This is a genomic window from Streptomyces sp. NPDC088246 (genome assembly GCF_044741025.1).
Lineage (GTDB): Bacteria > Actinomycetota > Actinomycetes > Streptomycetales > Streptomycetaceae > Streptomyces.
The window spans coordinates 97,551-118,267 of record NZ_JBIURV010000018.1 but is presented as its reverse complement, the minus strand read 5'-3'; the positions used below and the strand labels follow the sequence as shown (position 1 = coordinate 118,267).

Here is a 20,717-nt window from a genome sequence, read left to right as displayed (position 1 = left end):
CCGACGCCTAGAATCGGAGTGTTTGTCCCCAGGCCGCCGGCCCTGCCCCGATCCGTACGGAGTCCCCGCGCACATGTCCACCCCCCACGATCCGTACGTCCGGGTGCGCGGCGCCCGTGAACACAATCTCCAGGACGTCTCGGTCGACATCCCGCGCGACACACTCACCGTGTTCACCGGCGTCTCGGGCTCCGGGAAGTCCTCCCTCGCGTTCGGGACGATCTACGCCGAGGCGCAGCGCCGCTACTTCGAGTCCGTCGCCCCGTACGCCCGCCGGCTGATCCATCAGGTCGGTGCGCCCGCGGTCGGCGAGGTCACCGGGCTGCCGCCCGCCGTCTCGCTGGAGCAGCGCCGCTCGGCGCCCGGTGCCCGTTCGTCCGTCGGGACGGTCACCACGCTCTCGAACTCCCTGCGCATGCTGTTCTCGCGCGCCGGGGACTACCCGGCCGGTGCCGAACGGCTGGACTCCGACTCCTTCTCACCGAACACCGCCGCCGGTGCGTGTCCTGAGTGCCACGGTCTCGGCCGTATCCACCGCACCACCGAGGAGCTGCTCGTACCCGACCCCTCGCTGTCGATCCGGGACGGTGCGATCGCCGCCTGGCCAGGGGCCTGGCAGGGCAAGAACCTGCGCGATGTGCTGGACGCGCTGGGCTACGACATCGACCGACCGTGGCGCGAGCTCGACGCCGGGGACCGGGAGTGGATCCTGTTCACCGATGAGCAGCCGGTGGTGACGGTCCATCCGGTGCGTGACGCGGGGCGTATCCAACGCCCTTACCAGGGCACGTACATGAGCGCCCGCCGTTATGTGATGCACACCTTCGCGGACTCCAAGAGCCGCACTTTGCGGGCGAAGGCCGAGCGCTTCCTGACCAGCGCCCCCTGCCCGGTCTGCGGCGGCAGCCGGCTGCGTCCGGAGGCGATGGCGGTCACCTTCGCCGGCCGTTCGATCGCCGAACTCGCCGCGCTTGCGCTCACCTCGCTCGCCGAGGTGCTGCGCGAGGCGGGCGGCGGTGACACGGCGCGGGTGCTGACGGCAGATCTGCTCGCCCGGATCGAGACGGTCACCGAGCTCGGACTCGGCTATCTCAGCCTCGACCGTACGGCTCCGACACTGTCCTCGGGCGAGCTGCAACGGCTGCGGCTCGCCACCCAGTTGCGCTCCGGTCTGTTCGGTGTCGTCTATGTGCTGGACGAGCCGTCGGCGGGTCTGCACCCGGCGGACACCGAGTCGCTGCTGGGGGTGCTCGGCCGGCTGAAGGAGGCCGGGAACTCGGTCTTCGTCGTGGAGCATCAGATGGATGTGGTGCGCCGGGCGGACTGGCTGGTCGATGTGGGACCGCTGGCCGGTGAGCACGGGGGCCGGGTGCTGCACAGCGGTCCCCCGGCCGGCCTTGCGGAGGTGGCGGAGTCGGCGACCCGGCGCTTCCTCTTCGACGACGGACCCGCTCCGGTGCGGGCGGTGCGTACGCCGTCGGGGTGGCTGAAGCTGAACGGGGTCGACCGCCACAATGTGCGGGGGGTGGACGCGGAGTTCCCGCTCGGGGTGTTCACGGCCGTCACCGGTGTCTCGGGGTCGGGGAAGTCGACCCTGGTCGGTCAGGTGCTGGCCGGTGTCCTCGCCGACCGGCAGGCGTCCGCCATCGCCGACCTCCCCACCGAGCGTCCCACGCCCGGGTGCGCGTCGGTGGAGGGACTGGAGGCGGTGGACCGTCTGGTGCAGGTCGACCAGAGGCCGATCGGCCGTACCCCTCGGTCCAATCTGGCCACGTACACCGGGCTCTTCGATGTCGTACGGAAGCTGTTCACCGAGACGGACACGGCGCGCGAGCGCGGCTACAAGGCCGGACGGTTCTCGTTCAACGTGGCGGGCGGGCGGTGCGAGACCTGCCAGGGCGAGGGGTTCGTCTCCGTTGAACTGCTCTTCCTGCCCAGTACGTACGCGCCCTGCCCCGACTGTCACGGTGCGCGGTACAACCCTCAGACCCTGGAGGTCACCCTGCGCGGTCTCGACATCGCGCAGGTGCTGGACCTGACGGTGGAGTCGGCGGCCGGCTTCTTCGCCGGTACGCCGGCTGCCGAGCGCAGTCTGCGGACACTGCTCGACGTCGGGCTCGGCTATCTGCGGCTGGGTCAGCCCGCCACGGAGCTGTCGGGCGGTGAGGCCCAGCGGATCAAGCTCGCCGCCGAGCTCCAGCGCACCCGCCGAGGCCACACCATGTATCTGCTCGACGAGCCGACGACCGGGCTGCACCCTGCCGATGTAGAGGTGCTGATGCGGCAGTTGCACGGTCTGGTCGACGCGGGCAACACGGTTGTGGTCGTGGAGCACGACATGGCGGTGGTGGCGGGCGCCGACCGGGTGATCGACCTCGGTCCCGGCGGCGGCGACCGGGGCGGCCGGATCGTTGCGGCGGGACCGCCCGCCGAGGTCGCGCGTGCGGAGGGCAGCCGTACGGCGGCGTACCTCAGAGCGTCCCTCCGTCTCGCCTGAGGATTCGATCGGGTTCAACTGCCCGGTTTCCACTGAGAGTTGCCGCATCGGGCAAGCAATGGGAAATGAAAAGGCAAAGAACATTGACCACAGGCTGGTCCAGACCAATTATGGGCATGCCGCACGGCCGCTGCATGCCGTGCGGCATGTGACCCCCGGCCGGGATTCACAGGAACGGGCCGCGCCCCCGACGGGGCGCGGCGCAGCCGTGCGATCCGCCCGTTGTCTCACCCCCCTGGGAGCACCCCATGAGACGTCCAAGAACACTCGGCGCAGTCCTGAGTGTCCTGGCAACGACCATCGCGTCCGCCGGCCTCGTCCTCGGATCAGGCGCCGGTGCGCAGGCCGCCACGACCGCCGCCACGCCCCTGCCCGCGCATGTCTTCGCCCCGTACTTCGAGGCGTACAACGGAGACAGCCCGGCCGCTCTCTCCGAGCAGTCCGGTGCCAAGTATCTGACCATGGCCTTCGTCCAGACGGAGGCCCGCGGTTCCTGCACCCCGTACTGGAACGGCGATTCGGGCCGGCCCATCGCACAGTCCGAATTCGGTGCCGACTTCACCGCCATCCGGTCGCGCGGCGGCGATGTGATCCCGTCGTTCGGCGGCTACGCGGCCGACAACGGCGGCACCGAGATCGCCGACAGCTGCACCAGCGTCGACTCGATCGCCGCGGCGTACGAGAAGGTCATCACGACCTACGACGTGTCCCGCCTCGACATGGACATCGAGGACAACTCCCTCGACAACAACGCCGGCATCGACCGCCGCAACAAGGCGATCAAGAAGGTGCAGGACTGGGCCGCCGCCAACGGGCGCTCGGTGCAGATCTCCTACACCCTGCCCACCACCACGAGCGGCCTCGCCGACAGCGGTCTGGCGGTGCTGGAGAACGCCGTGTCCAACGGCACGAAGGTCGACGTCGTGAACCTGATGACGTTCGACTACTACGACGGCGCCTCGCACAACATGGCGCGGGACACCCAGACGGCGATCACCGGCCTGAAGGGTCAACTGGCCGATCTGTACCCGTCGAAGACCGACGCCCAGCTGTGGGGCATGACCGGGATCACCGAGATGCCGGGCATCGACGACTACGGCCCGGCCGAGACGTTCACGACGGCGGACGCGACCGCGGTCTACAACTGGGCCGTGTCCAAGGGCGTCAGCACGCTGTCGTTCTGGGCGTTGCAGCGAGACAACGGGGGCTGCCCCGGCACCGGGGGCAGCGACACCTGCTCCGGCATCGCGCAGGACACCTGGTACTTCTCGCACACCTTCGCGCCCTTCACGAGCGGTGCCGGTCCGGTGACGGACGACTACTCGGTGGGCGTCGCACCCGGTTCGGCCACGGTCGCCCCAGGTGGCTCCACCACGGCGACCGTGAACACCGCGGTCACCTCCGGCAACGCGAAGACCGTCGCGCTGACGACGAGCGGGGCGCCCGCCGGGGTGACGGCGGCCCTCAGCCCGACCTCGGTCACCGCAGGGGGTACGTCGAAGCTGACGGTCGACGCGTCGGCTTCCGCGGCGCCCGGCACGTACCGGATCAGTGTGACCGGCACCGCGGGCACGCTCAGCCACGCGGCGACCTTCACCCTGACGGTGTCGGGTCCGGGTGGCGGCACCGGCGCACTGGTGAACGGCGACCTCGAGACGGGTTCGCTGAGTCCCTGGACCTGTGAGTCCGGCGGCGCGGTCGTCTCCACTCCTGTGCACGGCGGTTCGCACGCGCTCGCTGCGGCGGCCGACCCGTCCCGGACGGGCGAGTGCACGCAGACGATCACACTGTCCCCCAACACCGGCTACACACTGAGCGGTTGGGTGCAGGGCAACTACGGCTACCTCGGTGTGCGGGGCGACGCCTCGGCGAGCACCTGGGGTTCGTCGAGCGGCTACGCCAAGCAGACGGTGGCGTTCACCACCGGCTCGACCGGCACGGTGACCGTCTATCTGCACGGCTGGTACGGGCAGGGCACGGTCTACGGCGACGACATCTCGGTGACGTCGTGACCCGCCTGAGCATCTGAGACTTCCTGGCCCCTGAGGTGGGCGGCCTCCGGGGCCAGGAAGTCGGCCGTGGTCTCAGCGGTGCACCTTCCGGGTCGCCCGCAGCCACTCCTTGTTCATGGCCGAGATCGACGGCAGCGGAATGCCCTTCGGGCAGGCCGTGGCGCACTCGCCGGTGAGGGTGCAGCCGCCGAAGCCCTCGCTGTCCATCTGTCCGACCATGTCGAGCACCCGGGTCTCGCGCTCCGGGGCGCCCTGCGGCAGGACGTTGAGGTGGTTGATCTTCGCCGATGTGAAGAGCATCGCCGAGCCGTTGGGGCAGGCCGCGACGCAGGCGCCGCAGCCGATGCACTCGGCGTGCTCGAAGGCGAAGTCGGCATCCGGCTTGGGCACCGGCGTGGCGTGCGCCTCGGGGGCGGTGCCGGTCGGGGCGGAGATGTAGCCGCCCGCCTGGATGATCCGGTCGAAGGCCGAACGGTCCACCACCAGGTCCTTGACGACCGGGAAGGCGGAGGCGCGCCACGGTTCGATGTCGATCGTGTCGCCGTCCTGGAAGGACCGCATGTGGAGCTGGCAGGTGGTGGTGCGCTCGGGGCCGTGGGCATCGCCGTTGATGACAAGGCTGCAGGCGCCGCAGATGCCTTCGCGGCAGTCGTGGTCGAAGGCGACGGGGTCGTCGCCGGCGAGGATGAGTTCCTCGTTGAGGGTGTCGAGCATTTCCAGGAACGACATGTCCTGCGAGATGCCGTCCACCTCGTAGGTGGACATGGCGCCGGGGGCGTCGGCGTTCTTCTGGCGCCAGACGCGCAGGGTGAGCTTCATGCGTAGCTCCGCTGAGTGGGGTGGACGTACTCGAAGACGAGGTCTTCCTTGTGCAGGACGGGTGCCTCGCCGGTGCCGGAGAACTCCCAGGCGGCGGCGTAGGAGAACTCCTCGTCCCGGCGGGCGGCTTCGCCGTCCGGGGTCTGTGACTCCTCGCGGAAGTGGCCTCCGCAGGACTCGGCGCGGTGCAGGGCGTCGAGGCACATGAGCTCGGCGAGCTCCAGGTAGTCGACGATGCGGTTGGCCTTCTCCAGCGACTGGTTGAACTCGTCGCCGGTGCCGGGAACCTTGATGCGGCGCCAGAACTCGTCGCGGATCTGCGGGATCCGGTCGAGGGCCTTGCGCAGCCCCTCCTCGGTGCGGGCCATGCCGCAGTACTCCCACATGAGTTCACCGATCTCGCGGTGGAAGGAGTCGGGGGTGCGGTCGCCTTCGACGGAGAGCAGCAGGTTCAGCCGGTCCTCGGTGTCAGCGACGACCTCTTCGACGGCCGGGTGCGAGGCGTCGACCTCCCCGTGGTGCGGGTTGCGGGCCAGATAGTCGTTGATGGTCGACGGCAGGACGAAGTAGCCGTCGGCGAGGCCCTGCATCAGCGCCGAGGCGCCGAGCCGGTTGGCGCCGTGGTCGGAGAAGTTGGCCTCGCCGATGGCGAAGAGGCCGGGGATGGTGGTCTGGAGGTCGTAGTCGACCCAGAGTCCGCCCATCGTGTAGTGCACGGCGGGGTAGATCCGCATCGGGGTCTCGTACGGGTTCTCCGCGGTGATCCGCGCGTACATGTCGAAGAGGTTGCCGTACTTCTCCTCCACCTTGGCCTTGCCCATCCGCTGGATGGCCTCCGCGAAGTCGAGGTAGACGCCCTGTCCGCCGGGGCCGACGCCGCGGCCCTCGTCGCAGACGTTCTTCGCGGCGCGCGAGGCGATGTCACGCGGTACGAGGTTGCCGAAGGCCGGGTAGATGCGCTCCAGGTAGTAGTCGCGCTCGTCCTCGGGGATCTCGTTCGCGGGGCGGTTGTCGCCCTTGGCCTTCGGCACCCAGATCCGGCCGTCGTTGCGCAGCGACTCGCTCATCAGCGTCAGCTTGGACTGGTGGTCGCCGGTGCGCGGGATGCAGGTGGGGTGGATCTGGGTGAAGCACGGGTTGGCGAAGTACGCGCCGCGGCGGTGGGCGCGCCAGATGGCGGTGGCGTTGGAGTTCATGGCGTTCGTCGACAGGTAGAAGACGTTGCCGTAGCCGCCGCTGGCCAGCACGACCGCGTCGGCGAAGTAGGTGTCGATCTTCCCGGTGACCAGGTCACGGGCGACGATGCCGCGGGCTTTGCCATCGACGATGATCAGGTCGAGCATCTCGGTGCGGGCGTGCAGTTCGACGTTGCCGGCCGCGATCTGCCGGGACAGTGCCTGGTAGGCGCCGAGGAGGAGCTGCTGCCCGGTCTGGCCGCGGGCGTAGAAGGTACGGGAGACCTGGACGCCGCCGAAGGAGCGGTTGTCGAGGAGGCCGCCGTACTCGCGGGCGAAGGGGACGCCCTGGGCGACGCACTGGTCGATGATCTCCACGGAGATCTGGGCGAGTCGGTGGACATTGGACTCGCGGGCGCGGAAGTCGCCGCCCTTGACCGTGTCGTAGAAGAGCCGGTGGATCGAGTCGCCGTCGTTGCGGTAGTTCTTCGCGGCGTTGATGCCGCCCTGGGCGGCGACGGAGTGGGCGCGGCGGGGCGAGTCCTGGAAGCAGAACTGGACGACGTGGTAGCCCTGTTCGGCCAGCGTCGCCCCGGCCGAACCGCCTGCGAGGCCGGTGCCGACGACGATGACGGTGTGCTTGCGGCGGTTGGCCGGGTTGACCAGCTTCGCCTGGAAACGGCGGGTGTCCCAGCGTTCGGCGACGGGGCCTTCGGGAGCCTTGGTGTCGACGACGGGCGCGCCCGTCTCGTAGTGCGAGTAGTCGGTCATGTCAGCTCACGACTCCGGTCATGACGGCGACGGGTACGGAGATGAAGCCCACCGTCAGCACCAGTGCGAGGACGTTGGCGATGGTCTTGAGGGCGCGGTCACGGGTCGCGTTACCCGCGCCGAGGGTCTGGGCTGCGCTCCAGAAGCCGTGCTGGACGTGGAGTCCGAGGGCGAGCATGGCGACGATGTAGATGGTGTTGCCGTACCAGGTGGAGAAGGTGTCGATGACGTTCTGGTACGGGTGTCCGGACTGGAATCCGCCGGAGTGCACGGTGCCCGTCGTCAGGTCGAGGATGTGCCAGACGATGAACAGGGCGAGGATGATTCCGCCCCAGCGCATGGTCCGCGTGGCGTAGCTCGCCCGGGGCTTCTTGTGGACGTATTTGCTGGGCCGTGCCCTGATGTCGCGGCGGCTCAGCTGGTACGCGGAGGTGGCATGCAGCACTACGGCGGCGACGAGTACGACGCGGACGATCCACAGGGCCCACTCGTAATGCAGGAAGGGCTCGCCCATGGTCCGCAGCCAGTGTGCGTAATGGTTGAACTCGCCGGATCCGAAGAAGATCTTCAGGTTGCCGATCATATGGACAACCAAGTAGAGGAGCATGATCAGGCCACTCACGGCCATGATCGTCTTCTTGCCGACGGACGAGTCCCAGAGCGTACGCGTCATGGACGGCCGTCGGTCCGTCCGTGTTGCCAATGCCATGGACACGACGCTAGGGCCGAAAGGCCCCATCAGTCCAAGACATGGAGCAGCTCATCTTCATAGGCGTGGACTATCGCGGCCGCTAGGCTGAGTGTATGCAATTCCAGCAGCTGACGTACTTCGTGGCCGTGGCCGAGACCCGTCACTTCACCCGTGCCGCTGAAGAGGTGCATGTGTCACAGCCCTCGCTCTCCCAGCAGATCAGAGCGCTGGAGAACGAGCTGGGGGCGGAGCTGTTCAGCAGGGCCCGCGGCAACATCACCCTGACCGATGCGGGCGAGGCCCTGCTGCCGCTCGCCCGGCGCATCCTCGCCGACGCCGACACCGCACGCCACGAGGTGCAGGAGCTGGCTCAGTTGCGCCGGGGCCGGGTCCGGCTCGGCGCCACGCCCAGTCTCTGCACGGGCCTGCTCCCCGACGTACTGCGTGCCTTCCACGACCGGCATCCGGGAATCCAGCTGCTGCTGGAGGAGGGCGGCTCGCTCGACCTCGTGCGGGAGCTGGCGCGCGGAGCACTCGATCTGGCCCTGATCGTGCTGCCGTTGCCGGCGGCGTCCCCCGCGCTCACCACGGTCGAGCTGCTCCAGGAGGATCTGGTCGTGGTGTCGTCGGCACGGGCGCCACGGCCCGGCCGGGGCGGGAGCGTGAGGATCGCCGACCTCCAGGGGGAATCCCTGGTGATGTTCCGGCACGGCTACGACCTGCGCGAACTGACGGTCGCCGCCTGCCGGGCGGAGGGCTTCGAGCCGTCGTTCACGGTGGAGGGCGGGGAGATGGACGCGGTGCTCGGCTTCGTCCGGGCAGGTCTCGGGATCGCTGTGGTGCCCAGCATGGTCGCCGGCCGGGCCGGTCACGACCTGCGGACCACACCGCTGGCCCGCCCGGGCCTGCGGCGCACGATCGCGCTCGCGCACCGCAGCGATGTGGCACCACCGCGCGCGGCGCGCGAGCTGCAGAAGGTGGTACTCGCAGCCGGACGGACCTGAGCCGGCACCGGGCCGCCGGTTACGCGGCCTATGGCCGCGCCTTGTTCTCAATCGCCGGACGGGCTTGATCTTCGCGATTGAGGACGAAACGTCGACCGGACGGCCTCGGCGCCTTCACTCCCCGCCCCCTCACACCGCGTCGGCCAGCAGCAGTGAGTGGATCCGGTCGGGCGCACCGGGGCGGGCGTAGTACCACCCCTGAGCCGTGTCGCACCCCAGCTCCCGCAGCTGCTCCGCCTGGGCCCCGGTCTCCACGCCCTCCACCGTGACCGCGAGGTCCAGGCTGTGGGCCAGCGAGACGATTCCCTCGACGATCTTCAGATCGACCGGATCCGCCGGATGCTGCTGCATGCCCTGCGTGAAGGAACGGTCCAGCTTGAGGACGCTCACCGGAAGCCTGCGCAGGTTCGCCAGGTTCGAGTACCCGGTGCCGAAGTCGTCGAGAGCTATGTCGACGCCCATTTCCGCCAGTTGCCGCAGCGGCTTCAGCAGATCGTCGTCCGCGCCGATGAGCGCGGACTCCGTGACCTCCAGGCACAGTGCCCCGGGTGCGAGCCCCGACCGCTCCAGCACGTCTACCGTCTCGGCGACCAGCCGCGGATGGTGCAACTGGGTCGGCGAGAGGTTGACGTTTATCCGCAGCGGACCGCCGTCGCTGTGCCGCTCCTGCCAGAAGTGGGCCTGCCGCACGGACTCCTCCAGCACCCAGCGGCCGAGCGGCACGATCAGCCCGGTGTGCTCGGCGAGCGGGATGAACCGGTCGGGACCGAGCACCCCGTGCTGCGGGTGGCACCAGCGCACCAGTGCCTCCGCACCGTGCACCGTGCCGTCGCCGAGGTGCACGAGGGGCTGGTACTCGATGAAGAACTCACCGCGCTCCAGGGCGGCGGGCAGCGCGGTGGTCAGCCCGTGCCGGGTGATGGCACGGGCATCCGCCTCGGCGTCGGCGAGCTCGAAGCGGTTGCCGCCCGCCGACTTGGCCCGGTACATCGTGATGTCGGCGCTGCGCAGTACCTCGGCGGCGCTGCGTTCACCGGCCGGCCCTTCGACGACCCCGATGGAGCCGCGTACGGTCAGCTCACGGCCCTCCAGCCGGATCGGGGTTCCGAGCACGCCGAGGATGCGGCAGGCCAGCTCGTCGACCTCCGTCCGGGTGTCGGGGCCGGTGGTCAGGGCCACGAACTCGTCGCCGCCGAGCCGAGCCACCATCTCGCCGGGCGCGGTCGCACAGCTCTGCAGCCGGTCGGCCACCTCGACCAGCAGCCGGTCCCCCGACGCGTGGCCGAGGCTGTCGTTGATCGCCTTGAAGCCGTCGAGGTCCAGGTAGCACAGGCCGAAGCGGCTGCCGTCGTCGGCGGAGAGCGCCTTCTCCAGCCGTTCGAAGAACAGCGTCCGGTTCGGCAGGCCGGTGAGCGCGTCATGCGTGGCCTCGTACCGCAGCCGCAGATTGAGCAGCCGACGCTCCGTGGTGTCCTCCAGCAGCGCCAGCTGATACTCCGGCCTGCCCTCGGAGTCGCGCAGCAGTGACACCGTCAGATTGGTCCACAGCACGGTGCCGTCGTTGCGGTAGTACGGCTTCTCGACCCGGTAGTGCTCGCGTTCGCCACGTACCAGCTCGTTGTAGTACTTCCATACCTGCGGCGAGTCCTCGGGGTGGACCCACTCGTTGAGCCGGTGGCTGCGCACATGGTGTTCGAGCCCGCCGAACATCCGGGTGAGCGTGTCGTTGACCTCCAGCACATTGCCGTCCAGGTCGGCGATCCCGATGCCGATGGCCGCGTCCTTGAAGACGGCGCGGAAGCGTGCCTCGGTGGCGTGCAGAGTCTGCTCGGCGTCCGAGCGGGCGGTGAGCGCCGAGCGGGCGATGGCCTCCTGTTCGGCGAGGGTCCGCTCACGCAGCGCCTGGGTGAAGCCGCCGGCGAGGGCATGCTGTATCCGTGCGCAGCGGGCTCTGCTGTCCTCGGTCGACAGCGCCGTCGAGCCGTTGCTTCCGCAGTAGAGCACGAGGTAGGAGTCGATGACACCGAGCGTGCTGCTGAGTGCGTCCGGGTCCGTGCAGTGCGCGGCCACGAGGGCGACGCCCACCTCGCTCGCGGGCGTCGCGTCGAAGGGCCGCGCGTGCAGGATGTCGCTGAGCCCGCGGGCCAGCGGCAGCAGATGCTGTTCGAACTCCGTGCGCGTCATGGAGGTGGCCGTCGCCGGGAAGGTGGCCCGGCTCCAGATCGTGGCGAATCTCCGGAGCCTGTCCTCGGGCCCGTCGGGCTCCGTGTCGGGCGCTCCGGACGACTGGGCGGGAATGCTCACGCCTTGCGTCCCACCCCTGCGAAGCCCGAGAAGGCAAATGGGTCCTCGTGCTCCACCGCGTGGGGAGTGTCGGGGCGCCAGTTCGGCATGGACACAAGTCCGGGCTCGACCATCTCGTGTCCCTCGAAGAAGCGGGCGATCTCTTCACGCGACCGCATGACCAGAGGGTTGCGGATGTTGTTGTAGACGCCGACCGCGCCGCCCGCCTCCTCCCGGGTGAGCGGAATCCCCTCGTACGAGGCGTGGGTGATGACGATGAGGCTGCCGGGGGCGAGTTGCTCGCGCAGTTCGGCGACCGCGGTGTGCGGGTCGTCGGAGTCCTCGATGAAGTGAAGTACGGCGACGAGCAGCAGAGCCACCGGTCGGTCCAGGTCGAGCAGTTCGGAGATCGCCGGGCTTTTCACGATCTCCTGCGGGCGGCGCAGATCCGCGGCGGCGATCACCGCCCGGTCGTTTCCTTCGAGTACGGCCCGGCTGTGCGCGACCGCAACAGGGTCGTGATCGACATACGCCACCCGGGCCTCGGGCTCGGCCGCCTGTGCGACTTCGTGCACATTCCCGAAAGTCGGTATTCCGGAACCGATGTCCAGAAACTGGGTGATGCCCTGACTCACCGCATAACGCACGGCCCTGCGCATAAAGGCGCGATTCGCCTGCATGATCTTGGGGAGTCCCGGCATGAACTCCATGGCCTTGCGAGCCGCTTCCCGGTCCACCTCGAAATTATGCGATCCGCCCAGATAGAAGTCGTACATGCGAGACACGCTCGGCACCGAAATGTCTATGCCTTGCGGTGCCCAGGCGGGACGCTCCATCGATGTCTCCAACAAGTCGCCACGGCGATCCGGCCATGTTCATGGTCAGTGTTGACCAGAGGCTACTGATCGACCGCCAGGAGAGCGAGCAGAAACGGAAATTAGCCGTCCGTTATTGGTCACACACCAGTGGCATGTGCAACCGGCCCGTCGCTGCGTGTGACATTCGGTGACAGACCGCCCTGGAGGGGCGCTGTCGGGCTACTTGGGGGCGCCCACCAGTTTGACGTCGAGGGGCACCGCGTATCATGTGCCCCCGACGCCACGGCCGTTGATGTCTCCGGGCTTCGCATCGCCGGAGAAGGTATAGACCGGCCAGCAGTCGATGGCTTGTTGCTTGATTCCGTCAGGTCGATCGAAGGTGACAATACCCTTGGTCGTGACGCCTTTGACGTCTTTCTCTGCCAATGGGGCAACGACCGGCCACTTCGAGAAGCAGGCACCTGTGCAGGCCGACTTCATCGGCCATGCGACGTCCTTTCTGAACCGATAGACCGTCATGCCGCGCTTGTCCACGACGACGTCCCCGAGTTTCGGATCCTTGCGGACCGAAAGCCCCGCGAGTTCGGCCGGTTCGGTGCCGGCCAGCTGTCGGCGCTCACAGCGGCCTTCTTGCAGTCCGGTGCGGACGCGAACCAGGTGCCGCCCACACCCTGCCCGTTGGCGTCGCCGGACGCGGTGTCCCTGGCATAGAGGTACATCGGCCGGCCCGCAATGGTGAGTTGCTGGGTGCCGTCGGAGCGGGCGACTTTGCCGATCAGTGCGGGATCGGTACCGGCTGCCGCCGTGACATTGCCCGCGGGCACCACCGGCCAGATCTTCGCGCACTCGCCTTCGCAATTCGACTTGGGCGGACTCGCGGTGTCCTTGCCGAAGCGGCAGAGCGTGAAACCCTCACTGTCCGTGAGGACTTTGCCGAGCTTCTTGCTGTTCCACACCCCGAGCCGGCCGGCCTGCTTTCCTGTGCTGCCCTGTTCCGCACCGCCGGAGCTGCAGCCGCTTCCCGCCTCCTGTCCGGCCGGGTCGGCGCTGCCCACGTTCTGCCCGTCGGGGGCTCGGCTCCCTTTCCCTGACCGCACGCCGTCGTCAGCGCCAACAGGGCCGCCGCCGTCACTGCGAGCGAGGCGTCCATCAGATGCTCATGTCACCTCCCGTTCACGCAGCGTGAGTTGCGGCGCGCCTTCGCGTCGTCCATAACCTTGGGTGCGGGCGGCGGCCCTCTCTTTGTTCAACGCGTTCACAGAATTTCTCTGAGCCGCAAACACTTGGCGCCCCATGTCCCCACCATCAGGGGAATCCGGTCCGACCCCGGCGTGCCCTGCGACCGTCCGGAACATGCTCCCCATCGTGTACGGATCACTCATAGGACGGCTCACAGCAGCCGTCGCACTTCTCTGGCTGCTGACCGCCCCGGCACCCGCGGTGGCGGACAGCTGCGCGTACGCCTCCATCGGGGAGGGCGACGGGAGTTCGGCGGTCGCCGTGTCGGGCAACGGTCACTGTCACGCGGGCCCGGCGCCCAAGCCGACCCCACCGCCCTCCCCTGCTCCTGCTCCTGCTCCTGCTCCAGCTCCTGCTCCTGCCCCACCACCGCCACCTCCACCACCACCTTCTCCACCACCACCTTCTCCACCACCTCCCGCACCACCGCGACCGAAACCGGAGCCCGTGCCACCGCCTCCCTCACCCTCACCCTCCGTACGCCCCACGCATCCCGCGCCCCGGCCCGTGGCGCTCCCCGCCTACCGCAAGCCGCCGCGCAAAGTCCCGCGGCGCGGCACCTCCCTGGTCACCCTCACCCTGCTGATCACGGCACCTGCGGTGTTCGCCGTCGCCGTGCTGCGTCCCCGCTCCCGATGACCTCCGGAGGAACCCATGTCGGAATGGCTTGTTCTCACCCTCGCGATGGTCGCGGCGAGCGCCGTCGTCCTGACCATCGCCGTACTCAACAACCGCCGGATCGGAGACGATGACGACCCGTCCGAGACCCCTGACGTCATCGAGTACATGACGATGATGATCGGCGTGGTCTACGCGATCGTGCTGGGCCTCGCCATCGCGGGAGTCTGGGAGGGTCGCGGCGCCGCCCAGGAGTACGTGCGCCAGGAGGCCCAGGCGCTGCACGAGGTGAACGTCCGCTCCGCCGTCTACCCTGCCGAGGTGCGTACGCGCATCCGCGCCGATGTCGACGCCTACGTCCGCCACGTCGTCCACGACGAGTGGCGGTCGATGACCGAGCACGGCTCTCTCACCGACGACGGGGCCCGGCTCCTCGGCAAGGTGCGCACCGATGTCACCGACTACCGGCCGAGGAACGATCACGAGGGGCAGGCATATCAGCCACTGGTCGATCAGGTCGCCGCAGCCGACGACGCACGCAGCGGACGCGGACAGAGTGCCGGTGCGACCATGCCGGGAGTGGTCTGGTTCGGCCTGATCATCGGGGCGCTGGTGACCGTCGGGCTGATCTTCACGCTGCAGATCCGCAGAACCTTCCGCGAACTGCTGCTGGCCGGCCTCTTCAGCGTCCTGATCGCCTTTCTCCTCTTCCTGATCTGGGACTTCGACTCCCCCTTCGGCCGGGGCATCTCGGCCACCGCGGCGCCGTTCCTCGATCTGTTCCCCGGCGCGGCGGGCGGATAGCGGTGCGCCGAAATGCCGGCGGTGCGCCGCTCGGGGGAAACAGGTGCCCCGGGCGGCGCACTCCGATCGCGAAAAAAATGCGCAACTTCTAGCGTTTGGCGCGTCGAGGCGCATTTCTGACGCTATGTGGAAATCCGTTCCGCAACTGCTCCTCGGGGACCCGGAGGATTCATCCATGCGCGCAATAGGTGCCGCACCCGTCGCCCTGCTCGGCGCCGCCGCTCTCGCCCTGACCGCTCCGGCTGCAACCGCATACGCCGCGACGTCGGGAGGCGCGTCCTCCGCGACCGGATACACCGTCACTCCGTCGGTGATCGCGCCGGGGAGCCAGGTCATCCTGGCCGCCCGGGGGTGCTCCACAACCGCCACAGCCGGCTCCGGAGTGTTCGACACGGTCACCATTCCCAGGGGCGCGGCCGTCGCGGCCACGGTTAACTGGGACGCAAAACCTGGCGCCGCCTACGAGGTGGCGTTCATCTGCAATACGTCACCCGGGTCCACGGCGAAGGCCGGACTCACGGTTCGCGCGGACTCCGACGCACCTGCCACGAGTGCCCCGGCCTCGCCGGCCGGTGTGCAGGGCGGACTCGGTGGCAGCGTCGACAGGGTGAACGCCGCGGAGATCGCCGCCGGAACGGCGCTTGCGGTGGTCACGGCCACTGGCACGATCTATGTCGTACGTGAGCGCAAGGGGAGCCGCCCGCACTGAGAGCAGGGCAGTGCGGCCCGATACGCCCGTCGCCCCGAGTCCTCTTGCGGGACTTGGGGCGACGGGCGTATCGGGCCGGCACCACCCGTTCGCCCTTCACTGATCGCCGCCCGGCCGTCCCGCGCTTAACGTTCCAAGCGTCGCGACGAAAGGAGAACCATGGGCCGGGACAACTGGCGCGTCGAACGGACCAGGCACTCGCCCTGGGGCGCTGTCGCCCTGGTGCTGCTCACCGGCCTGGCATTGATGCAGAACGGTGCGGACTTCTCCCTGGGCCCTCCCCGGCCGGCCGCCGCCACGTCGGTCGACCTTCATCGGGCAGCCCCCGGAGTACCCAGTGGCAGCCCTGTCCGGGGCGTTGCCACAGCCCGGGCCGGGGCCGGTGCCGGGACCGGATAGCCTCACTGCCGTGACAGACCAACAGCCCCACCAGTTCGAACGCGGCACAGACGGCCCGAGAGTGATCGTCGCAGGCCTCGACGGGTCCGATACCTCCATGCATGCCGCGGCGTACGCGGCGGGGCTCGCCCGTCGTCAGGGGGCCATGCTCGCCCTCGTCTATGTCCAGCCCGTGCTGCCCGCGGGGGCCGCGCTCGGTGCACCGATCGCCGATACGACCGGAGAGGTCGCGGAGGGGCTGGTGAACGAGATCCGGGAGGCGACGGAGCGGATGAAGGACATATGGGATGTGCGCTGGGAGTTCCACACCTTCCGCGGTGATCCCTACAACGGGCTCGTCACAGCGGCGGACGAGCTGAAGGCCGACGCCGTCGTGGTGGGAGCGTCGGAGTCGGCCGGGCACCGGTTCATCGGATCGGTGGCGATCCGGCTGGTGAAGGCGGGCCGTTGGCCCGTCACGGTGGTGCCGTAACCGTCGCGGAATCCTCACCTCAGCCGGACGGCACGCCGTCTTACGCACCGGATCCACCTGGGCCGTCATGAGCGCCCGTCAGGGACAGCCGTCAGCGGAGAGGTGACTCATGGCAAGGCTCCGAGTGGGCGAGGGTGTACTGCGCCGCAAGCCGATCGAGCAGATCGACGAGAAAGGGCCGGCGGGGGACGCCACCACTCAGCTCACCAGAACGCTCGGGTTGTGGCAGCTCACGGCGATCGGTGTGGGCGGCATCATCGGCGCGGGCATCTTCACCCTCGCCGGCACGGTGGCGAACGGCACCGCCGGGCCCGCGGTCCTGATCTCCTTCCTGATCGCGGGTGTGGCGAGCGCGGCGGCCGCCTTCAGCTACGCGGAGTTCGCCGGCCTGATCCCGAAGGCCGGCTCCGCCTACACCTACGGATACGCGGTACTCGGCGAGCTGGTGGGCTGGTTCATCGGCTGGGACCTCCTGCTGGAATACACGGCGATCGTGGCCGTGGTCGCGATCGGCATCTCCGGCTACTTCAGCTTTCTGCTCGGGGAGATGGGGCTCGAACTGCCGAAGTGGATGCTGGGCGCGCCCGGCACCGGGTCGGGCCACAGGGTGGACCTGTTCGCCGCGCTGCTCTGCCTGCTCGTGGCATACCTTCTGACCCTCGGCATCAAGAACGCGGCCCGCTTCGAAACGGTCGTGGTGGTCCTGAAGGTCCTGGTCGTCCTGCTGGTCATCGGCGTCGGCGTGTTCCACATCAACACCGCCAACTACAACCCGTTCTTCCCGTTCGGGGTGAGCGGTGCGTTCACCGGTGCGGCCACGGTGTTCTTCGCGGTGTTCGGGTACGACGCCATGTCGACGGCGGCAGAGGAGTCCAAGGACGCCCAGCGGCACATGCCGAAGGCGATCCTGTACTCCCTCGGGATCTCCATGGTGCTCTATGTAGCGGCTTGTCTGGTGCTGACGGGGATGCAGAGCTACAAGGACATCGACCCGGAGTCCGGATTCTCCACGGCCTTCAAGTCGGTGGGGCTCAGCGGACTCGCCGATGTGATCGCGGTGGGCGCGATCATCGGCATCCTCACGGTGATGTTCACCTTCATGCTCGGCGTGACCCGGGTGTGGTTCTCGATGAGCCGCGACGGGCTGCTGCCGAAGTGGTTCGCCAAGACCCACCCGACCCGGCACGTACCGACCCGGGTGACCTGGATCGTCGGCGCGGCCTCGGCCGTGATCGCCGGGTTCCTGCCGATCGGCGAGGCTGCCGAGCTGACGAACATCGGCATTCTGCTGGCGTTCGTGGTGGTGTGCGTCGCGGTGGTCGTTCTGCGTTACAAGCAGCCCGATCTGCCGCGTACGTTCCGCACCCCCGGCATGCCGTTCGTGCCGGCCCTGGGTGTGGTGTTCTCGATCTGGCTGATCACCTTTCTGCAGTGGCATACGTGGGTACGGTTCGCGGTGTGGTTCCTGATCGGTCTGGTGATCTATTTCGGCTACTCGTACCGGAAGTCGGAGATGGCGAAGACACCGGAGACGGGTACGGGGGCGAGTACGGGCACGGGTTGATCCATCGCCCGTAGGCCCCCCGGTCGGCCGCCGCCCGACCGCTCACCGCACCATTCGCCGCACTGTGCGACCGCTCGTCGCACGGAGCCGCCCGTCGCCTGTTCCTCGGCGCCGCGATGCGTTCGTATACGCCAGTCGGCAGCGAAGCGGCAAGGGGCCACTGCGGGGAAGGGCGTTCACGATGACCACCACGACGACCGATGAGCGGGCCCTGGCTGATCTCCAGCGGGACCACGGCCCCGCCGTTCTCACTTTCCTGCTCGGGCTGACCTTCGGCGACCGGCAGCGGGCCGAGGATCTGCTCCAGGAGACGCTGGTGCGGGCCTGGCAGAACCCGGAGGCCTTCGACGCTCCGTACGACTCGATGCGGCCCTGGCTCTTCACTGTGGCCCGGCGCCTCGCGATCGATGCGCGCCGCTCCAGGCAGGCCCGGCCGACCGAGGTGAGCGACATCGTGCTGGAGACCGCCGCGGGCGGGGAGGACACCGCCGAGTCCACGGTCTCGGCCCTCGACGTACGCGATGCGGTACGCACCCTCAGCCCGGAACACCGTGCGGTCCTCGTCCAGATATATTTCCGCGGGCTGAGCGTGGGCGAGACGGCCCGGACTCTCGGTATTCCGGCGGGCACGGTCAAGTCCCGGTCCCACTACGCGCTGCGTCAGCTCTCCCGTAACCTGCCGGGCTACTCCAGCAGATCCTCCACGGTGATGAGGGCGAGCAGCGACACGGCCTCCGCGACCTCCATGTAGTCGGCGGCGCAGCGGTCGCAGGACTGCAGATGGCGGGAGACCGTTCGGGTCTCGCCGGCCGTGAGCGCATCGAGAACATAGGCGCCGAGCGACTGCCGCACGTGCGCGCCCTCTCCGTGATCGGCGGTCATCGCATCCTCGTGTCGTGAACGGATCCGGTCATGACGGATCCTGTCTTTCTGGCCACGTAGGGCGCGCTCCCCCGGTTCAATGCTCCGTGAAGCCCGGTGCCGAGAAGAGAAAGAGGCGAGACGGGATGCGCCCGGAACGTCAGGATGGAACCAGTGGGGGCGGGCTGCTGGTCCCGATGGCCTGGATGTACGCCGAGTACATCGCCGACGAGCTGCTGCGGACCGGCGATCTGATGGAGCCGTCCACCCTGGAGTACCGCGCGGGGCGGGACGCGCTCGCGCTCACCGTCTTCCTCTCCGACGGTGGGGTGCCCGATGCCCTGCCCGCGGCCCGGATGGACGAGCTGCGGCTGTTGACGGCGTACGAGGCGGCCTGGCGCGGCTGGGTCTGTGAGCGGCTCGACGCACTTGACGCGGCCCCGGGGCTCGCGCCCGGCGACGCGGATCCAGATCTGGCGCTGGCCCGCGCGGCCTGGCGGTGGCTGGAGGAGACCGAACTGCTCGCGGCCGACCTCGATACGATCGGTTCGCCGCCCTGGGAACCGGTGAGCGACGGGGCGGATACGGAGGAGGCGGCCCAGGTGTGGACGCCTGCCTGGCAGCTGGGGCTGCCGCTGGGGCATCTGGCGATCCATCTGCACTGATCACCGCCCCACCGGGTGGTCAGGAACCGTGCACCCCCGCACGGTACTTCGGCAGCCGTACCGTGACCTTCATCCCGGCGCCGATGCCCGTCTCGATGACGAGTCCGTAGTCGTCCCCGTACACCTGGCGCAGCCGCTCGTCGACGTTGAGCAGCCCGATTCCGGTCGACTTGCCGCCCTCGCCGCGCAGGATGTGGCGCAGGCGTTCCGGATCCATGCCGGTGCCGTCGTCCTCGATGACGACCTCGGCCTCCGAACCGGCGTCGAGTGCGCGGATGGTGATGCGGGTCGGGGTCTCCGCAGCCCGAACGGAGTCGGGAGCTCGGGGAAGGGTGACCGCTCCTTCGAGGCCGTGTTTGACGGCGTTCTCGACCAGGGGCTGGAGGCAGAGGAACGGCAGGGCGACCGGCAGTACTTCGGGGGCGACCTGGAGGGTGACCGCAAGCCGCTCTCCGAAGCGGGCCCGTACCAGTGCCAGGTACTGGTCGATGGAGTGGAGTTCGTCGGCGAGGGTGGTGAAGTCGCCGTGGCTGCGGAACGAGTAGCGGGTGAAGTCGGCGAATTCCAGCAGGAGTTCACGGGCCTGCTCGGGGTCGGTGCGGACGAATGAGGCGATGGCTGCCAGCGAGTTGAAGATGAAGTGCGGGGAGATCTGGGCCCGCAGCGCCCTGATCTCGGCCTCGATGAGCTGGGTGCGGGAGCGGTCGAGTTCGGCGAGTTCCAGCTGTACGCAGACCCAGCGGGCCACCTCTCCGGCCGCTCTCGCCAGCACCGCGGATTCGCGCGGGGCGTAGGCGATGAGGGTGCCCAGGACCCGGTGGTCGACGGTGAGCGGCACGGCGACGGCCCAGCGCAATGGGCAGTCGAGGTCGTCGCAGTCGCTGTGGAAGGCGGTGTCCCGGCCGCTGGCGAGGAGGTCTCGCACCTGGTCCATGACGTGCCGGCCGTGGTGTTCGCCCTCGCCGTCCCAGACGAGCACCCGGTCGCGGTCGGTGAGGCAGAGGGCGTCGGTGCCGAGCAGGGAGCGGAGCCTGCGGGCGGATTTACGGGCGCTCTCCTCGGTGAGTCCGGCGCGCAGTGGGGGCGCGGCGAGCGAGGCGGTGTGCAGGGTCTCGAACGTGGCGTGCTCGACGGGGGTTCCGACGTCGCTGGTACGGACCGGGCGGGCGGTGCGGCGGCCGAGCAGGAAGCCCGCGCCGAGCAGCAGGAGGACGAGCAGGACGAGTACGGCGTATCCGGCCCCGGTCATCGGTGTCTCCCCGAGGTCAGGAGGGCCCGGCAGTGGGCAGCGCGGGTGAAGGAGCGGGGCTGGGGTA

At 69.0% G+C, this 20,717-nt stretch carries 17 protein-coding genes and 1 pseudogene; 10 read left to right on the top strand and 8 right to left on the bottom strand.

The features are described 5' to 3' along the window. Positions 1-73: 73 nt before the first annotated feature. Positions 74-2,497 carry an ABC transporter gene (locus ACIPEK_RS24610; RefSeq protein WP_401999765.1) on the top strand — a complete coding sequence of 808 codons (2,424 nt, stop codon included), beginning with the start codon at positions 74-76 and terminating at the stop codon, positions 2,495-2,497. Positions 2,498-2,745: 248 nt separating this feature from the next. Further along, positions 2,746-4,509 carry a glycosyl hydrolase family 18 protein gene (locus ACIPEK_RS24605; RefSeq protein ID WP_401999762.1) on the top strand — a complete coding sequence of 588 codons (1,764 nt, stop codon included), beginning with the start codon at positions 2,746-2,748 and terminating at the stop codon, positions 4,507-4,509. Positions 4,510-4,581: 72 nt separating this feature from the next. On the opposite strand, the gene ACIPEK_RS24600 is transcribed toward ACIPEK_RS24605, so the two are convergent. The 3 genes from ACIPEK_RS24600 to ACIPEK_RS24590 are packed head-to-tail and all read right to left on the bottom strand — an operon-like array spanning position 4,582 to position 7,983. Beyond that, positions 4,582-5,328: a succinate dehydrogenase/fumarate reductase iron-sulfur subunit gene (locus ACIPEK_RS24600; protein ID WP_266355361.1), complete on the bottom strand. Its 747-nt coding sequence runs from the start codon at positions 5,326-5,328 to the stop codon at positions 4,582-4,584. Continuing rightward, a complete protein-coding gene (locus tag ACIPEK_RS24595; protein ID WP_401999759.1) occupies positions 5,325-7,274 on the bottom strand; it encodes a fumarate reductase/succinate dehydrogenase flavoprotein subunit in 1,950 nt (649 codons plus the stop codon). The genes ACIPEK_RS24600 and ACIPEK_RS24595 overlap by 4 nt, the downstream gene beginning before the upstream one ends. 1 nt (position 7,275) lies before the next feature. Further along, positions 7,276-7,983 (bottom strand): succinate dehydrogenase, encoded by a 708-nt coding sequence (locus ACIPEK_RS24590; RefSeq protein WP_401999756.1) that lies wholly within the window; start codon positions 7,981-7,983, stop codon positions 7,276-7,278. 95 nt (positions 7,984-8,078) lie between these two features. Here ACIPEK_RS24590 and ACIPEK_RS24585 point away from each other — a divergent pair, with 95 nt between their 5' ends. Beyond that, positions 8,079-8,969 carry a LysR family transcriptional regulator gene (locus ACIPEK_RS24585; RefSeq protein ID WP_401999753.1) on the top strand — a complete coding sequence of 297 codons (891 nt, stop codon included), beginning with the start codon at positions 8,079-8,081 and terminating at the stop codon, positions 8,967-8,969. Positions 8,970-9,098: 129 nt separating this feature from the next. Here the strand turns inward: ACIPEK_RS24585 and ACIPEK_RS24580 are convergent, their stop codons facing one another. The 3 genes and pseudogenes from ACIPEK_RS24580 to ACIPEK_RS24570 all read right to left on the bottom strand — a co-directional run bounded on the left by ACIPEK_RS24580 (position 9,099) and on the right by ACIPEK_RS24570 (position 13,220). Next, a complete protein-coding gene (locus tag ACIPEK_RS24580) occupies positions 9,099-11,273 on the bottom strand; it encodes a putative bifunctional diguanylate cyclase/phosphodiesterase (protein WP_401999750.1) in 2,175 nt (724 codons plus the stop codon). Further along, positions 11,270-12,088: an SAM-dependent methyltransferase gene (locus ACIPEK_RS24575; RefSeq protein WP_401999747.1), complete on the bottom strand. Its 819-nt coding sequence runs from the start codon at positions 12,086-12,088 to the stop codon at positions 11,270-11,272. The genes ACIPEK_RS24580 and ACIPEK_RS24575 overlap by 4 nt, the downstream gene beginning before the upstream one ends. 246 nt (positions 12,089-12,334) lie before the next feature. Further along, positions 12,335-13,220 (bottom strand): annotated as a pseudogene (locus tag ACIPEK_RS24570) (SCO0930 family lipoprotein). 596 nt (positions 13,221-13,816) lie between these two features. Here ACIPEK_RS24570 and ACIPEK_RS24565 point away from each other — a divergent pair. The 6 genes from ACIPEK_RS24565 to ACIPEK_RS24540 all read left to right on the top strand — a co-directional run bounded on the left by ACIPEK_RS24565 (position 13,817) and on the right by ACIPEK_RS24540 (position 18,626). Then, positions 13,817-13,948: a hypothetical protein gene (locus tag ACIPEK_RS24565; protein WP_376036430.1), complete on the top strand. Its 132-nt coding sequence runs from the start codon at positions 13,817-13,819 to the stop codon at positions 13,946-13,948. A 15-nt stretch (positions 13,949-13,963) separates the two neighbouring features. Next, positions 13,964-14,731 carry a hypothetical protein gene (locus tag ACIPEK_RS24560; RefSeq protein WP_401999744.1) on the top strand — a complete coding sequence of 256 codons (768 nt, stop codon included), beginning with the start codon at positions 13,964-13,966 and terminating at the stop codon, positions 14,729-14,731. 175 nt (positions 14,732-14,906) lie between these two features. Next, entirely contained in the window at positions 14,907-15,440 is a 534-nt protein-coding gene (locus tag ACIPEK_RS24555) for a hypothetical protein (RefSeq protein WP_401999741.1), read from the top strand. Between the two features lie 409 nt (positions 15,441-15,849). Beyond that, positions 15,850-16,311: a universal stress protein gene (locus ACIPEK_RS24550; protein WP_401999738.1), complete on the top strand. Its 462-nt coding sequence runs from the start codon at positions 15,850-15,852 to the stop codon at positions 16,309-16,311. 109 nt (positions 16,312-16,420) lie between these two features. Continuing rightward, on the top strand, positions 16,421-17,875 hold the full coding sequence (locus ACIPEK_RS24545) for an amino acid permease (protein WP_401999735.1): 1,455 nt from the start codon (positions 16,421-16,423) through the stop codon (positions 17,873-17,875). 181 nt (positions 17,876-18,056) lie between these two features. Continuing rightward, complete coding sequence (locus tag ACIPEK_RS24540; RefSeq protein ID WP_383077134.1) at positions 18,057-18,626, top strand: sigma-70 family RNA polymerase sigma factor; 570 nt, start codon at positions 18,057-18,059, stop codon at positions 18,624-18,626. Here ACIPEK_RS24540 and ACIPEK_RS24535 read toward each other — a convergent pair. Then, positions 18,560-18,757, bottom strand: coding sequence for a zf-HC2 domain-containing protein (locus ACIPEK_RS24535; protein WP_093894392.1), 198 nt, complete (start codon positions 18,755-18,757; stop codon positions 18,560-18,562). The genes ACIPEK_RS24540 and ACIPEK_RS24535 overlap by 67 nt on opposite strands. A 125-nt stretch (positions 18,758-18,882) precedes the next feature. Between ACIPEK_RS24535 and ACIPEK_RS24530 the strand changes: the two genes are divergently transcribed. After that, positions 18,883-19,401 (top strand): hypothetical protein, encoded by a 519-nt coding sequence (locus ACIPEK_RS24530; protein ID WP_401999731.1) that lies wholly within the window; start codon positions 18,883-18,885, stop codon positions 19,399-19,401. Positions 19,402-19,420: 19 nt separating this feature from the next. Here ACIPEK_RS24530 and ACIPEK_RS24525 read toward each other — a convergent pair whose 3' ends face one another. Continuing rightward, entirely contained in the window at positions 19,421-20,650 is a 1,230-nt protein-coding gene (locus tag ACIPEK_RS24525; RefSeq protein ID WP_401999728.1) for a sensor histidine kinase, read from the bottom strand. Between the last annotated feature and the right edge of the window lie 67 nt (positions 20,651-20,717).

What these genes read in the sequence shown, in the direction of transcription:
- ACIPEK_RS24610 (WP_401999765.1), top strand. Translation starts at nt 74, where the DNA reads ATGTCCACCCCCCACGATCCGTACGTCCGGGTGCGCGGCGCCCGTGAA.
- ACIPEK_RS24605 (WP_401999762.1), top strand. Translation starts at nt 2,746, where the DNA reads ATGAGACGTCCAAGAACACTCGGCGCAGTCCTGAGTGTCCTGGCAACG.
- ACIPEK_RS24600 (WP_266355361.1), bottom strand. Translation starts at nt 5,328, where the DNA reads ATGAAGCTCACCCTGCGCGTCTGGCGCCAGAAGAACGCCGACGCCCCC.
- ACIPEK_RS24595 (WP_401999759.1), bottom strand. Translation starts at nt 7,274, where the DNA reads ATGACCGACTACTCGCACTACGAGACGGGCGCGCCCGTCGTCGACACC.
- ACIPEK_RS24590 (WP_401999756.1), bottom strand. Translation starts at nt 7,983, where the DNA reads ATGGCATTGGCAACACGGACGGACCGACGGCCGTCCATGACGCGTACG.
- ACIPEK_RS24585 (WP_401999753.1), top strand. Translation starts at nt 8,079, where the DNA reads ATGCAATTCCAGCAGCTGACGTACTTCGTGGCCGTGGCCGAGACCCGT.
- ACIPEK_RS24575 (WP_401999747.1), bottom strand. Translation starts at nt 12,088, where the DNA reads ATGGAGCGTCCCGCCTGGGCACCGCAAGGCATAGACATTTCGGTGCCG.
- ACIPEK_RS24560 (WP_401999744.1), top strand. Translation starts at nt 13,964, where the DNA reads ATGTCGGAATGGCTTGTTCTCACCCTCGCGATGGTCGCGGCGAGCGCC.
- ACIPEK_RS24555 (WP_401999741.1), top strand. Translation starts at nt 14,907, where the DNA reads ATGCGCGCAATAGGTGCCGCACCCGTCGCCCTGCTCGGCGCCGCCGCT.
- ACIPEK_RS24545 (WP_401999735.1), top strand. Translation starts at nt 16,421, where the DNA reads ATGGCAAGGCTCCGAGTGGGCGAGGGTGTACTGCGCCGCAAGCCGATC.
- ACIPEK_RS24540 (WP_383077134.1), top strand. Translation starts at nt 18,057, where the DNA reads ATGACCACCACGACGACCGATGAGCGGGCCCTGGCTGATCTCCAGCGG.
- ACIPEK_RS24535 (WP_093894392.1), bottom strand. Translation starts at nt 18,757, where the DNA reads ATGACCGCCGATCACGGAGAGGGCGCGCACGTGCGGCAGTCGCTCGGC.
- ACIPEK_RS24530 (WP_401999731.1), top strand. Translation starts at nt 18,883, where the DNA reads ATGCGCCCGGAACGTCAGGATGGAACCAGTGGGGGCGGGCTGCTGGTC.
- ACIPEK_RS24525 (WP_401999728.1), bottom strand. Translation starts at nt 20,650, where the DNA reads ATGACCGGGGCCGGATACGCCGTACTCGTCCTGCTCGTCCTCCTGCTG.